Here is a 14,173-nt window from a genome sequence, read left to right on the forward strand (position 1 = left end):
TTACAGGGTAAAAGTAGTACGGTCGCTGCGCAGGCGCGGGCCAAGCTCGGCTTCAATCAGATTTTTGGCCTGCAGGCAGCTTTCGTGTTCGGAGAATGCAAGGCCTACGCCTTTGGGACGGTGGGCTGAAGTGCGCGCCGGATTGATCCAAACGACTTTGGTGGGCAGGAAGCGTTTGGGATAGTCGGCGATTTCTACGGCCAAGAGGATGTCTTCGCCTAGGGAGAATACGTCATCGGTCGGTACGAACAGGCCGCCGTGTTCTAAAAACGGCATATAGCAGTTGTACAGCAGATTGGGGTCTTTGAGTTGCAAGGCCAACATCTTCGCCGGAATGTCTTTTTTATTCATCATTTATTACCTGTTAGGGTTTGTTTTGCCAAAAATCTAAATATTCGATAAGCAGATACTCAAGCTGCATTTTAACACTCAAGGTATGGTATCCGTAAGGGTTGAGCGCGTTCAGACGGCTCAATAGGGCAAACAGCTTGCGTGAATCGGTTTTAGAGGCCGTCTGAAGCAGGGCTTGGGCATGGTGCGGATAATAAAGCGGCGCCATGTTTTGTTGTGCCAAGCCGACATCCATCAGCCACTTTTGCAGCCAGTCGATGAAAACGGCCAGCGGTTGCTTTTGTTTGTCGAACGCGGCGGCGTAGTCGAGTATGGCCAACAGGCGCGGGGCAGTCAGCAGTGTCAGCAACTCTTCGCGTAATGCGTCCAATTCGGGAGTCGGCGTGAATAAAGGAGCGCCGCTGTGGAATGCTAATAAGGCTTCGGCATTTTCCACGCCCTGTTGGCGCAGATATGCCGCAGCCTGCGCATGGGTAGGCGAGGGCAGTACCATCTGGCGGCAACGGCTTTTGATGGTGGGCAGGAGTTTGTCGCGCGCATGGGTAACGAGCAGGAAAACGACGTGTTGCGGCGGCTCTTCCAGAGCTTTCAACAAACCGTTTGCTGCCTGTGTATTCATGCTTTCAGCCGGATGCACCAATACTACGCGCAGGCCGCCGCGGACAGCGGTCAGGTAAATGTTTTCCACAATATCGCGCACGGCATCAATTTTGATTTGTAGGAGTTTGCGTCCCGTTGCCTCGCCTTCGGGAATTTCCGGCGTGAGTTCGTAAAAGTCGGGATGGGTGTTTTGGCTGAACAAATGGCACGAAGCACACTCGCCGCAGGGTTCATGACCGGACTTGGGCGATTCGCACAGCAATGCCTGCGCGACAAAGCGGGCAAACTCGGTTTTACCGGTATTTTCTTTGCCGGTAAACAGCCAGGCGTTAGGACGGTTTTGCCAATGGGCGGCGAGCTGTTGCCATTGGGTTTCATGCCATGGATAAATCATATCGTTTGGGAACTATAAGGTAGGTGGTTATTATACTCTCAGGCCGTCTGAAAAAGGTTTCAGACGGCCTTTAATAAACTGCCTAAAAATTAATTAAATATATTTTTACTTTGAAATATCAACTATTAAGCTGACTTATTCACAGCCTTTGCACACGCTTGTTTGGGGAAAATGTGCATTTTGTTTTGAGGTGAAATTGTGCTTAAAATTTAGGCAGATGTGTTTTTTAATTTTAAATCAGACAGTAATCTGATTTATGCACAAGCTGTCCACGCGATTGAACAGTGAAAATGTGCATGGTGGGGATACATTTCAGACGGCCTTATTTGCTGATTTTCAACAAAGCGGTCAAATCCCCGATAAATTTTGGTTCCCGTTTGATGAGGTAAACAATCAACGGAAGATTACCCACGGCAACAATCAAATACAGCAGCGTAATACTGTCGAACAACATCAGCAAAACCGCGCTCAAAATAGCGGCCGATACCATAAACACGCCGTTGATGATGTTGTTGGCGGCGACGGCGTGGGCGCGGAAGGTTTCGCTGCTGGCGGTTTGCAGCCAAGTGTAGAGCGGTACGGAGAAGAAGCCGCCGAAAAAGCCGATAGCCGACATCACCAGCATAATTGGATACGCTTGGACTTGTGATAAAAACCAAATAATGCCGTTTAATTCGGTAAAGCGTTGGCCGTGGGTCAGCCACACCAGCAATAATCCACAGACGGTCAGACCCAGAGTGCCGATGGTAACCAAGCCCAAAATCAGGCACTCATGGCTGAGTTTGGCGCATAACACCGAGCCGATGGCAATGCCGATGGAGAACAGCGCCAACATCAGGTTGAACACATTATCGTTGCCGCCCAAATGGATTTGCGTGAACGTCGGCAGTTGGGTGGTATAAACCGAGCCGATAAACCAAAACCATGAAATACCGATGATGGACGTGAATACGGGACGATCGGCCGCCGCTTCACGAATCAGTGAATTCGTGCCTTTGATGATGTTCCATTCGATTTTTGTGTCCGGCATTTTAGCGGGTACAGACGGCATAAACAGGCTGGTCATCGTGCCGCCGACGGCGACCAATAATACCAAACCGCCAACAATATACGGCGGAACGCCTGCGACTGCCGTGCCCAAAAGTTGGCCAAGCAAAATGGCGATAAACGTACCCGATTCAATCAGGCTGTTGCCCATAATCAGTTCTTTGTCGTTGAGGTAATCGGGCAAAATCGCGTATTTCAGCGGACCGAACAAGGTCGATTGCGTGCCCATGCAAAACAGGCAGATTAAAAGCAAAGGTGCGGATTGGATGTAGAAGCCATACGCCGCCACTGCCATGATGATGATTTCCAACAGCTTGATCCAACGCGCCAAAACGGCTTTATCGAATTTGTTGCTCAGCTGCCCAGAGAGCGCGGAAAACAGGAAGTAGGGCAGGATAAACAGCATTGCGCCCAAGTTTAGCATTTGGCTGGGCGGCAGCAAGTTGTTTTTGCCCAAACCGTAAAAACTGATCATCACGAATAATGCGGTTTTAAACATATTATCGTTAAACGCGCCCAAAAACTGCGTCCCAAAGAGCGGCGCAAAACGGCGGGTCGTGTGGAAATTCAGATTATCTTTTTTAAGGCTCATTGTTTGGATTCTTTGTCTTCGTCTTTTTCGATCAGTTTTTCAGTGGAGTCGTCGTCCATCAAAATGCGGTGCGCAGGTCCTTCAAGGTCGTCAAACTGTCCGTTTTTACCCGACCACCAGAAAAACCAGCCGATGATAAAGGCCAAAATAATGCTGATGGGGACAAGGATAAACATACTTTCCATTACATCGCTCCGGTCAAATCGGTCAGGATAAAGGTTTTACCGCTGATGGTCAGGTATTCGTTGCGCAACGCGCCGATATTTTTATCGTCGAAAAACAATTCGATACGGTCTTTAACCACGCGCCAGTATTGTGGGATATCGGTTTGCTCAAAAGGAGACAATACCGCCGCTGCGGCTGCATCTTCGCTTTGCAACTTGATTGCGAAGCGTCCGCTTTGTGGCGGATTTTGTGATTCATCGTCTGCCAACATAATAAAAAATCCGGCGTGTTCACCGTCTTGAGTGTGGATACTGAAATAATGCATATCGGGAAATCTTCAAAACCGCCGTCATTTTTTTCAGACGGCCTAAAATAAAATTCCGTCCATTTTACATCAAATATTAAGTCAAGCAGCCGATTACATTTTTTGTTAGAATACGGCGTTTACTTTGTTAATCTGTTCAGACCGCTACCCACTACGTCCCACAAGGGTGCAACATAGCCGGAGCAGCAGTAAGGTCCCGACAAAAAATGCCGTCTGAAACCTCAAGGAGCATAAAATGACACAAAAATTAATCTTGGTTTTGAACTGCGGCAGCTCTTCCCTCAAAGGTGCCGTATTGGATAACGACAGCGGCGAAGTATTGCTGAGCTGCCTGGCAGAAAAACTCAATCTGCCTGATGCCTACATCACCTTCAAATTCAACGGCGAAAAACACAAAGTCGACCTGTCTGCCAAGCCCGACCACACCGGTGCAGTTGAAGCCCTGATGGAAGAACTCAAAGCCCACGGCCTCGACAGCCGCATCGGCGCCATCGGTCACCGCGTTGTCAGCGGCGGCGAGTTGTACAGCGAATCCATCCTCGTTGACGACGAAGTCATCGCCGGCATCGAAAAATGTATCCCGCTCGCTCCGCTGCACAACCCCGCGCACCTTTTGGGTCTGCGTGCCGCACAAAGCATCTTCAAAGGCCTGCCGAACGTTGTCGTATTCGACACTGCATTCCACCAAACCATGCCTGAACACGCTTACAAATATGCTGTTCCACATGAATTGTATGAAAAATACGGCTTGCGCCGTTATGGTGCACACGGTACCAGCTACCGCTTCGTTTCTGACGAAACTGCACGCTTCCTAGGTAAAGACAAAAAAGACCTGCGCATGGTCATTGCCCACTTGGGTAACGGTGCATCTATTACCGCCGTCGCCAATGGCGAATCACGCGATACCAGCATGGGACTGACTCCGCTGGAAGGCTTGGTAATGGGTACCCGCAGCGGCGATATCGACCCTTCAGTTTTCAGCTTCTTGGCTGAAAACGCAAACATGACCATCGCCCAAATTACCGACATGCTGAACAAAAAATCAGGCCTGCTCGGTATCTCCGGTTTGTCTAACGACTGCCGTACCATCGAAGAAGAAGCTGCCAACGGCCACGCAGGTGCCAAACTGGCCCTGGAAATCTTCATCTACCGCTTAGCTAAATATATCGGCAGCATGGCAGTAGCAGCCGGCGGTTTGGACGCATTGGTATTCACTGGCGGCATCGGCGAAAACTCCGACATCATTCGCGAACGCGTATTGGGCTACTTGGGCTTCCTCGGTCTGTACATCGACCAAGAAGCCAACCTGAAAGCCCGCTTCGGTAATGCCGGTGTAATTACCACTGCCGACAGTAAAGCTGTTGCCGTTGTGATTCCTACCAACGAAGAATTGATGATTGCACACGATACTGCCCGTCTGAGCGGCCTGTAATCCGTCATTATTGAAAACCTGCCCGAAAGGGCAGGTTTTTTTATCGTGTATAGATGAAGAAAATTTTGAGAACATATTGAAAAAAGCCGGCAAACATTATGTTTACCGGCTTTTTAACCAGTGCAATATTAAGAATGCTGACGGATAGGTTTAGAACTTATAGCTGATGGTAAACAGCAAAGTCCTGCCTCGTGCGTAGTTGTTCAAGACGGAGCGTGTCGTACCGCCATATTTGCCATTGCATAAACCGTTGGCATCGCATTCGACTTCCTCATCATCTAAACCGCCTTTTCTTTCAAATACGCTGAAATAGCGCTGGGTTGCGGCATCATTTGCGGCATCCAAAGGATCGATATAGCGCTTATTGAACGCATTTTGAATGTCGAAACGAAGGATAAGGTTTTTCTTCGGTTCGTAATTGGCATAGAAATCAAAAATCAGCGGCTGTCTGTTGATGCTTTCTGTTTTTTTGATCACCCTTCCGCCCGTTTTCCATGAAGAGTAGGTATTGTCACCGGTTGTACCGTCAACAAATTCCTCCTCAGTAGTCGCCCGTGTACTTTTGCCGTAATAGCGCATAATGCCGCCGACGGTCAATTTGTTGCCCAACCATCGGGACCCTAATTCAAACCGACCGTAATCTCGGGGTAGGCGTGAAATTTTGCTTAAGCCGTAGCCCTGTTTGATTTGGTCTTCTTTAGAAGAGTTGCGGGGCGATTCGCTGGCATCGCTATAATTGGTCGGTTGGTTGGTTTTTTGATATGCGTAAGACAGGGTTGTAAAAAAGCGGCCGAAATCATAGTTCATTTCCACTTCCAAACCATTTTTATGGACAGGTTTGGCATAGTTTCGATGCTGGATAGAGTATTTCAGGCCGGTACTGGTTACCCAGCTGGGTGCTTTATCCAAATCCCACCATTTGCCATAAACATTGTGGATATAGTTGTTTATCCTGCTGCGATAGGCGACCAGTTTGAAACCTAATACATCGTCTGGCTTGAAAATCCCTTTTTTGAAGGTATTGAAGCCTATTTGGTAAGTATTGGCCTGTTCCGGCTTAAGGGCGGTATTGACGCCCGAGTCGCCGATTTGTGAAAAATACATTTCTTGAATATTCGGCATTCTATGCGTACGCGAATAGCTGATAAACGGCATAAAGTAGTCGTTGACATTGATGTTTAATGCCACCGAATGGTTTACCGCATGCTTTTTACCGGATTTGGTATAAACCGGTTCGTAAAGGTCGCAGCTTGGCGTGCAATGCTGTTTATAAATTTCAGAATCTTCTCCAAATGCTTTTTTAAAGTCTTCTTGGGTATTGAAGTAGTCGGTATATTCGCCTTTGTAGCGGTAGTTGACCATATTGGCGCTGTAATTCAATTGATAAATGCCTTTTTTCAAGGAAGTATCAAAATAGAACGTATTGAATTTTTGCTGGCCTGAAGGTTGCAATATGGTTGATTTCTGAGGAAATATTCCTTTGTCACCTTTGAAGCGGCCTAAAAAGCTGTACAGGCCGGCATCTTGATCCGGGCCGTTGTAAAACAGGCTCAGCTCTTCCGGAAAGCGGTTTTTACTGTATTGGTTTTTAAAGAAATTGAAACCGACGGTGGCTTTTAAATCTGTTTTTTGGGGAAGTTTGAAAGAAAAGCTGTTGTTGATATCCAAAAGATTGGCTGTGTTTTTGGTTTCCAAATAATCAAGCAGCCCCCATCCCGAAAAACGTGAGTTTTTCGGATATTTTTGTTTTCCCAGATTATGGGCGGCCAATACGTTTAAATCGACATAATCGCCAATGTTTAAATTGTAATTGGCTTGGTAGTTGCGGTTTTCTACTTTGCGGCTGCCGATGCGGTTGTTCATGGTACGAAGCTGAAGGTCCAGCTTGTTGTTGTCATTTTCGTATTCCACTTTGACCAAATGGCTGTTTGAGCGTTGTTGCAGGCTGGTAGGATCGATTGGAGTCAGATCCCATTGCGGTGCCAAATTCTCTTTCCAGCCTCTTTCCAAATCATCGACATATTCTCTTTGCAAAACTTCAGGATCGTTATATTTTTTGGAGAAAGGGTAGTCCCAATAGCTTTTACCGGCTGCGTTGCGCTTGGAAAAGTCGCGAACCCAACGATTTTGCCCTTGGTCGAATTTTAATAAGTTGCTTTCAAAATATTCTTGTTTTTTACGGTCCAAATATTCTTCGCCAAAATTGCCGATACGCTGACCGCCGCCGCCCACTTTATAGTTTTGCTCGACATTACGGTGGCTGTAGCCATATAACGCGCCAAGGCGTGCACCGCTGTCAAACCATTTTTGTACCGCTCCGGTTGCCATAAAGTTGCTTTTGGTGCTGTTTGTGCCGGTCAATCCTTTGGTCAAAAGGCCGAAGGTATTGTTTCCGTGTACCACATCATCTACCCGTAAAGTACGGAAATTGGCTGTACCGGATAAGGCATTGATGCCGTTGGCACCCGAGAAACTGCCTTTGGTTACATCCACGCCGGCAATAAAATTGGGATCCAGTGCCGTACCGAATTGCGAAGAGCTGCCGCTGCGTCCGGCATCGGCAGAAGTGGAATAGAAGGTTTGGGTGACGCCGTCAACCATCGTATTGACGCGTCCCAAACCGCTATCGCCACGAATATTGACCGCCAATACCCCCGATCCCTTGTCTTGTTGGGTAAAAACGCCGGGCATGCTCCGAACGATGGTATCGATGTTTTCGCTGGATTGATAAACGCGTTCACGCGAACTTTTGGCTTGGCCTTCGGTAAAAACTTTTTTCTCTTTGGCAATGTGTCTGCCTTTGACTTGAATTTCATCAAGCTCTTGAGTTGAAACCTCGTCTTCTGCGTGTGCGATACTTGTTATAGCCAGTAAAGATAATGTCAGTAGGTTTAATTTGAAATTCGGATTCATAATAGTTACCTCAGAAACGAAGTTCATTACTTTATAACATATTATTAAACTTTACAAATATTTTAATAATGAATTTTATTTATTAAAAAATAAAACAGATTCTTGTTTTAGGGGATAACTCAAACGCATATAATGAATATGGCTGAAAAGATAAAGCGGGTCTGAATTTGAATTTTATTAGCAGGGAAGAGGGAAGATTTAATTGGATTTAAACAGACGAAAGAAGAAAATTTGATTGTGATATGTGAATTGAGCCGTCGGTTTCAAATGAAACCGGTAAAAAACATGAAATGCAAAATATAAAGTCGATATAGAAAGGTTTGAAGGCAGTTGAAGAAAAGGCCGTCTGAAAATGATATTTCAGACGGCCTTTATTGCTTTAAGCCTTATTCCGGACCGCGGAATGTGTCGTGGCAGGATTTACAGGTTGCACCGGTTTCGCCGTAAGCGGCTTTGATTTCTTCCAGTTTGCCGGTTTGGGCGGCGGCGTTGAGTTTCTCAACTGCTGCGACGAATTTTTCTTCTTCGGCTTTGAATGTGGCTGTGTCTGTCCAGATGGCAGGCAGGGCGCGGCCGTTGCCTTGAGGGTCGGATTCAAACAGGGTGAACGGTTTTTTGCTGTTTTCAGCAAAAGTGGCTGCAGCTTGTTTGAATTTCTCAACGTCGTAAGGCTCTTCGTCTTTGACCATTTTGCCCATACGGGTAAACTCAGGCATCATAGTTTTGAATGCGGCCGTACGGTCTTCGGAAATCGGGCCTTTAGGCTGGGAAGGCGCACCGCTGCCGCCGCAGGCGGAAAGGGTAAGCGCCACGGCTGCCAGCGCAACTGGGATAAAACGGGTTTTCATATGGAGTGTGTCCTATTGTGATGATATGATTATCGTTAAATTTAGAATCAGCCGGCCAAACGCTCAGGCCGTCTGATAAGGCGTTATCATACCTTAAACCCAAGTCTGAAACGAGTATAGAAAGGAAACGATATGGCAATTTTGATTACCGGGGCATCGGCAGGATTCGGCGCGGCAATGTGCCGCACCTTTGTCGCGGCAGGCTATCATGTCATCGGTGCGGCAAGGCGTGAAGACAAATTGCAGCAGTTGGCAGAGGAATTGGGCGAGCAGTTTTACCCGTTGGAAATGGATGTTTCGCGTACGGAGTCGATTCAAAACGCTTTGAACAGCCTGCCCGAGCATTTATCCGAAATCGATTGCCTGATCAACAATGCAGGTTTGGCTTTGGGTCTGGATTCCGCCGATAAAGCCGATTTTGGCGATTGGGAAACCATGATTCAAACCAATATCATCGGCCTGACTTTTCTGACCCGCCAGATTTTGCCGCAGATGGTAGCGCGCAAACAGGGCTACATCATCAATTTGGGTTCGATTGCCGGCAGTTATGCTTATTCCGGCAGTAATGTCTATGGCGCGACCAAGGCTTTTGTGCGCCAATTCAGTATGAACCTGCGCGCCGAATTGGCAGATAAAAACATCCGCATTACCAATATCGAACCGGGCTTATGCGGCGATACCGAGTTTTCCAACGTCCGTTTCAAAGGCGACGATCAGCGTGCGGCCGAGGTTTATGAGAATGTCGAGTTTATCCAGCCGCAAGATATTGCCGATACCGCTTTATGGCTCTATCAGCGTCCGGCGCGGATGAACGTCAATTCCATCGAAATCATGCCGGTTGCCCAGACCTTTGCAGGCATGAAAGTTTACCGCGATGAGCCAGCTCCGGTGAAGGAAGAAACGTTTGAAAAACAAAGCATGTCTTTGTTTGGAAAAATTAAATCTTGGTTTAAGTAATCGGCATCAGGCCGTCTGAACATTTCAGACGGCCTCTTTGTTATCTGAAATTGAACAAACACGTTATAATGTAATTTTTTATTAACAAGGCCGTCTGAAAGGCTGTTTCAGTTATGAACGCAATCAAACAAAAAATCTTAGAACAAGCGCAGCGCGATGGCGTGCAGGTAACCGCATTGCGCGAGCAAGTGCTTGATATTGTTTTGAAACAAAGCGGCGTGATTAAAGCCTACAACGTTCTGTCGCAGATGCAGCAGCAAAGCGAGGGTGTGGTTGCGCCGCCGACGGCCTACCGCGCCCTTGATTTTTGGGCGGAGCAGGGCGTTTTGCACAAAGTGGCGGCGGTCAACGGCTATATTTTGTGCAGCCACGCGCAGCATGAGTGCAACGACCATTGCCATGACTACGAAGAAGCCGAAGCGCACCACAGCGCGTTTATTTTGGTTTGTACCGAATGCGGTACGGCGGATGAGCAGACCTTGAGCCAAGAATGGGCGGCATTGCGTGCAGGCGTGGCCGAAACCGGTTTCTCATTAAAAGAAGAACATGTTGTTTTAACAGGAATTTGTAAAAAATGTCAGAAGTAAAAAAGACCAAAGTCCACCTGATTTCAGGCTTCCTCGGAACAGGCAAAACCACAGCCCTCAAAAGTCTGATGGCGCAAAAAGACCCGAACGAAAAATGGGTCATCATCGTCAACGAGTTTGGCGAAATCGGTATTGACGGCGCGGTATTGAGCGACAACGGCATCCCCGTGGCAGAAATCGCCGGCGGCTGTTTGTGCTGTACTGCCGGCGCGCAAATGGGTACGACCGTACAAAAAATGCTGCGCGATGCCCAACCCGACCGCTTGATGATTGAAGCCAGCGGTCTGGCGCACGCCGCCAGCGTTATCGACGAATTGAAAGCCAAACCGCTGGACAGCCTTTTGGAAATCGGCGCTGTCTTTACCGTCGTCGATCCGCGCCAGTTCATCAACCCCGATTACGCGCAGCAGGCATTGTATAAAGACCAAATCGGCATCTGCGACGTATTGGTCGCCAGCAAAACCGATTTATGTACCCCCGAACAGCTTGCCGAATTTCACGACAAAGCGGCAAAACTGTTCCCGCCCAAAGCCAAAGTGGTTGAAGTCCAAAACGCGCAACTCGACATCCAATGGCTTGATATTCCCGTTGTCGAAAAATCGCGCTACCGCCTCAAAGCCCTGCCGGACAACACCATGGGCTTCCAGTCTCAAGGCTTCACTTTCCCTGCCGGACGTGATTTCGACGGCGAAAAACTGACCGATTTCTTCAACGACCTGCCTAAATTTACAGACGGCCTCGTCCGCGCCAAAGGCGTGTTCCAAGTGCTCGGCACATGGGTGTGGCTCAACTGGGTGGACGGTCAATGGGGTGCAAACCAAGTTTCATGGCGCCGTGATTCCCGCTTTGAATTGATTGCCAAATCGTTTGACGCGGATTTGATTGAGAAGAAATTGCAGGAGGCGTTGGAGAAGTAAATCATCGGCCAAACGCTTATTAATCCGTTACTATATGCCGTCTGAAGTCAGCGGTTTCAGACGGCCTTTAAATCAAAAAAAATAGAGGAACACTTAACCATGTGGCGTTATATCTTTCAACGTTTGCTCCTTTTGATTCCCACGTTGTTGGGGATTTTGGCGATTACTTTTGCCGTTATCCAATTCGTGCCGGGCGGACCGGTGGAGCAGATGGTTCAGCAGCTGACGCAGGGTGCAGTTGGCGGCGAAACAGCAGGTCACAGTATGCCCGGAACTTTGGCTAAAAACGGCAACCGCATCAGTGCGGAAGATTTGGCCGCGCTGAATGCTTTGTACGGTTTCGACAAGCCGCCTGTGACGCGTTTTGTCGATATGGTATGGAAATTCGCCCGTTTCGATTTGGGCGAGAGCTTTTTCCACCACCAAACCGTATTTGAGCTGGTGAAAGAGAAAATGCCGGTATCGATGAGTTTGGGTTTGTGGACATTCTTCTTAACTTATTTGATATGTATTCCGTTGGGTATTGCCAAGGCGGTCAGGGATGGCAGCCGATTTGATACGGTTACGGGTATGATTATTTTGGTCGGTTATACCGTACCGCCGTTTGTATTGGGTTTGGTGTTGCTGGTGTTGTTTGGCGGCGGCAGCTTTTTTGCCTGGTTCCCACAGGGAGGCTTGGTCGGTGATGATTTCGATACGCTCTCTTGGGCAGGTAAAGTCAAAGATTATTTGTGGCATATGGCTTTGCCGATTACCGCTTCGGTGGCAGGTAACTTGGCGGTGATGACCGTATTGACGAAAAATGTGTTCCTTGAAGAAATCCGCCGTCAATATGTTTATACCGCACGAGCCAAGGGCTTGCCTGAGAAACAGATTTTGTGGAAACATATTTTCCGCAACGCCATGATTCCTCTGATTACCGGTTTCCCGGCCGCATTTATCGGCGCATTCTTTACCGGAAGCCTGTTGATTGAAACGTTGTTCTCGCTGGATGGGTTGGGTTTGCTGTCTTACGAGGCAGTGATGAAACGGGATTATCCTGTCGTAATGGGTACGCTGTATGTGTTCACGCTGATGGGGTTGTTGGCTAAATTGGTGTCGGATATTTCTTATTCATGGGTCGATCCGCGTATTCACTTTGGCGGACAGAAATAAGGCCGTCTGAAAATATCTTCAATCCATTATTAAAGAATGTTTCGAACCATGAAAAAGAAAAAATCTACTTCAAACCCTACTTGGCAAGCATTTAAGCAGCATAAGCGCGGTTGGTTGGCTTTACGGATTTTGGCCGTTTTATTTGTCGTCACTTTGCTTGCACCTTTGTGGAGCAACGACAAACCTTTGTGGATACGCTATCAGGGCGAGTATTTCTTCCCCTTGGTAAACGAATATAACGAAACCACATTTGGCGGCGATTTCGATACGCCTGCGGATTATCTGGATCCGCTTATCCGCCACAACATCACTTCAGACGGCAATTTTGCCCTTTACCTGCCCAATCCTTACGATGCCGATACCTTGAACGATTTTGATACGGCACCTGATCCGGCCAAACCGTCCGAACGGCATATTTTGGGAACGGACGACCGCGGCCGCGACCTGTTGGCGCGCTTGGTTTACGGTTTCCGCGATTCGCTATTGTTTGCCTTGGTGTTGACTGTGGTGACTACCGTAATCGGCGTGGTTGCAGGCGCGGTGCAGGGTTATTTCGGCGGCAAAACCGACCTTCTGATGCAGCGTTTTATCGAGGTTTGGGGCGGTATGCCGGAGTTGTACCTCTTGATTATCCTGTCTTCGTTCTTTAATCCGGGGCTGTTGATTTTGCTGGTGTTGCTGTCGCTTTTCGGCTGGATGGGCTTGTCCGACTATGTCCGCGCCGAGTTTTTGAAAAACCGTCAGACAGATTACGTTTTGGCGGCGCGCGCGATGGGCGTGGGCAACCGTGAAATCATGTGGCGCCATATCCTGCCCAACAGCTTGACACCGGTATTGGCCTTTCTGCCTTTCCGTATTTCCGGTGCGGTACTCGCTCTGACCAGTTTGGACTTCTTGGGCTTGGGCGTACCTGCTTCACAGGCAAGTTTGGGCGAGTTGCTGGCGCAAGGCAAAGACAACTTGGACGCGTGGTGGATCGGCCTGTCTGCCGTTGCCACGCTGACGGTGATGCTGCTTTTGCTGGTCATGATTGGCGAAGGTTTGCGTCAGGCATTTGACGTACGCGCACGCAGTTAATTGCTTTTCTAAAGCGTGAAGAGGGTGGGCGGAAAAGCTTATCCTGCATTCTCAGGGCCGTCTGAAAAGTTTCAGACGGCCTCATCCATTCGTTTGAATCATTAAAAACCATGAATCAAGAAATCACATTTCTTACTCTTTTTCTGCTCGGCTTTTTTGGCGGAACGCATTGCGTTGGCATGTGCGGCGGCTTGAGCAGCGCATTCGCTTTGCAACTGCCGCCCCATTTAAACCGAATCGGGCTGATTGTATTGTTGAACTTGGGGCGCATCAGCAGCTATGTCGTCATCGGTCTGTTGGTCGGTTTGGTCGGGCAGGTCGGCATTTCCTTGGACGATACGCGCGCGGTTCAAAACGGTTTGTATATTGCCGCCAATATCTTGCTGCTTTTGCTCGGTCTCTATCTTGCCGGTATTTCCACTGCCGCAACCAAAATCGAACGCATCGGCAAACCGATATGGAAACGCCTGAATCCTTTACTGAACAAATTGCTGCCGATTAAATCAGTGCCTGCCTGTTTCGGCGTGGGCGTGCTTTGGGGCTGGCTGCCTTGCGGTTTGGTGTACAGCGCGTCTTTGTATGCTTTGGGCAGCGGCAATGCCTTGCACGGCGGGCTGTATATGCTGGCGTTTGCATTGGGGACCTTGCCGAACTTGCTCGCGATGGGCATATTTGCAGCGCAGTTGAAAACCTTTCTGCAAAAACGCATGGTTCGGTTGTGCGCCGGATTGTTGGTGGCAGGATGGGCGATATGGCGCTTGGCCGTATTTGCAATGGGGCAAATCGGGTAAGGTAAAGGGGATTTATTTAGTT

General features: G+C 48.4%; 14 protein-coding genes. 7 read left to right on the forward strand and 7 right to left on the reverse strand.

The features are described 5' to 3' along the window. From HMPREF3052_RS10910 to HMPREF3052_RS10930, 5 genes are all read right to left on the reverse strand, one after another. The gene (locus tag HMPREF3052_RS10910) at positions 1–354 is read right to left on the reverse strand and encodes a PilZ domain-containing protein (protein WP_003682949.1); all 354 of its coding nucleotides are present in this window, start codon (positions 352–354) and stop codon (positions 1–3) included. A 10-nt stretch (positions 355–364) separates the two neighbouring features. Beyond that, positions 365–1,345, reverse strand: coding sequence for a DNA polymerase III subunit delta' (locus tag HMPREF3052_RS10915; RefSeq protein WP_070749830.1), 981 nt, complete (start codon positions 1,343–1,345; stop codon positions 365–367). Positions 1,346–1,667: 322 nt separating this feature from the next. Next, positions 1,668–2,984, reverse strand: coding sequence for an MFS transporter (locus HMPREF3052_RS10920; protein WP_070749831.1), 1,317 nt, complete (start codon positions 2,982–2,984; stop codon positions 1,668–1,670). Further along, positions 2,981–3,169 (reverse strand): cbb3-type cytochrome oxidase assembly protein CcoS, encoded by a 189-nt coding sequence (gene ccoS, locus HMPREF3052_RS10925; RefSeq protein ID WP_003681462.1) that lies wholly within the window; start codon positions 3,167–3,169, stop codon positions 2,981–2,983. The genes HMPREF3052_RS10920 and ccoS overlap by 4 nt, the downstream gene beginning before the upstream one ends. Then, positions 3,169–3,474, reverse strand: coding sequence for an HLGFF motif protein (locus HMPREF3052_RS10930; protein WP_003746064.1), 306 nt, complete (start codon positions 3,472–3,474; stop codon positions 3,169–3,171). The genes ccoS and HMPREF3052_RS10930 overlap by 1 nt, the downstream gene beginning before the upstream one ends. A gap of 235 nt (positions 3,475–3,709) precedes the next feature. On the opposite strand from HMPREF3052_RS10930, the gene HMPREF3052_RS10935 reads away from it, so the two are divergent. Next, entirely contained in the window at positions 3,710–4,906 is a 1,197-nt protein-coding gene (locus HMPREF3052_RS10935; RefSeq protein ID WP_070749832.1) for an acetate kinase, read from the forward strand. A 150-nt stretch (positions 4,907–5,056) separates the two neighbouring features. On the opposite strand, the gene HMPREF3052_RS10940 is transcribed toward HMPREF3052_RS10935, so the two are convergent. Then, a complete protein-coding gene (locus tag HMPREF3052_RS10940) occupies positions 5,057–7,819 on the reverse strand; it encodes a TonB-dependent receptor domain-containing protein (RefSeq protein ID WP_070749833.1) in 2,763 nt (920 codons plus the stop codon). Between the two features lie 386 nt (positions 7,820–8,205). After that, the gene (locus HMPREF3052_RS10945) at positions 8,206–8,667 is read right to left on the reverse strand and encodes a c-type cytochrome (protein ID WP_070749834.1); all 462 of its coding nucleotides are present in this window, start codon (positions 8,665–8,667) and stop codon (positions 8,206–8,208) included. 132 nt (positions 8,668–8,799) lie between these two features. Here HMPREF3052_RS10945 and HMPREF3052_RS10950 point away from each other — a divergent pair, with 132 nt between their 5' ends. From HMPREF3052_RS10950 to HMPREF3052_RS10975, 6 genes are all read left to right on the forward strand, one after another. Next, positions 8,800–9,624: an SDR family oxidoreductase gene (locus HMPREF3052_RS10950; RefSeq protein ID WP_070633432.1), complete on the forward strand. Its 825-nt coding sequence runs from the start codon at positions 8,800–8,802 to the stop codon at positions 9,622–9,624. 113 nt (positions 9,625–9,737) lie between these two features. Continuing rightward, positions 9,738–10,211, forward strand: a complete 474-nt coding sequence (locus HMPREF3052_RS10955) for a Fur family transcriptional regulator (protein WP_070749835.1) — start codon at positions 9,738–9,740, stop codon at positions 10,209–10,211. Further along, a complete protein-coding gene (locus tag HMPREF3052_RS10960) occupies positions 10,199–11,128 on the forward strand; it encodes a CobW family GTP-binding protein (RefSeq protein WP_070749836.1) in 930 nt (309 codons plus the stop codon). Before HMPREF3052_RS10955 ends, HMPREF3052_RS10960 begins: the two co-directional genes overlap by 13 nt. 99 nt (positions 11,129–11,227) lie before the next feature. Continuing rightward, positions 11,228–12,283 carry an ABC transporter permease subunit gene (locus tag HMPREF3052_RS10965; RefSeq protein ID WP_070749837.1) on the forward strand — a complete coding sequence of 352 codons (1,056 nt, stop codon included), beginning with the start codon at positions 11,228–11,230 and terminating at the stop codon, positions 12,281–12,283. Positions 12,284–12,319: 36 nt separating this feature from the next. Next, entirely contained in the window at positions 12,320–13,360 is a 1,041-nt protein-coding gene (locus tag HMPREF3052_RS10970; protein ID WP_004520828.1) for an ABC transporter permease, read from the forward strand. 110 nt (positions 13,361–13,470) lie between these two features. After that, positions 13,471–14,151: a sulfite exporter TauE/SafE family protein gene (locus tag HMPREF3052_RS10975; RefSeq protein ID WP_070749838.1), complete on the forward strand. Its 681-nt coding sequence runs from the start codon at positions 13,471–13,473 to the stop codon at positions 14,149–14,151. Positions 14,152–14,173 lie beyond the last annotated feature (22 nt).

The organism is Neisseria sp. HMSC056A03 (assembly GCF_001815685.1).
Classification (GTDB): domain Bacteria; phylum Pseudomonadota; class Gammaproteobacteria; order Burkholderiales; family Neisseriaceae; genus Neisseria; species Neisseria subflava.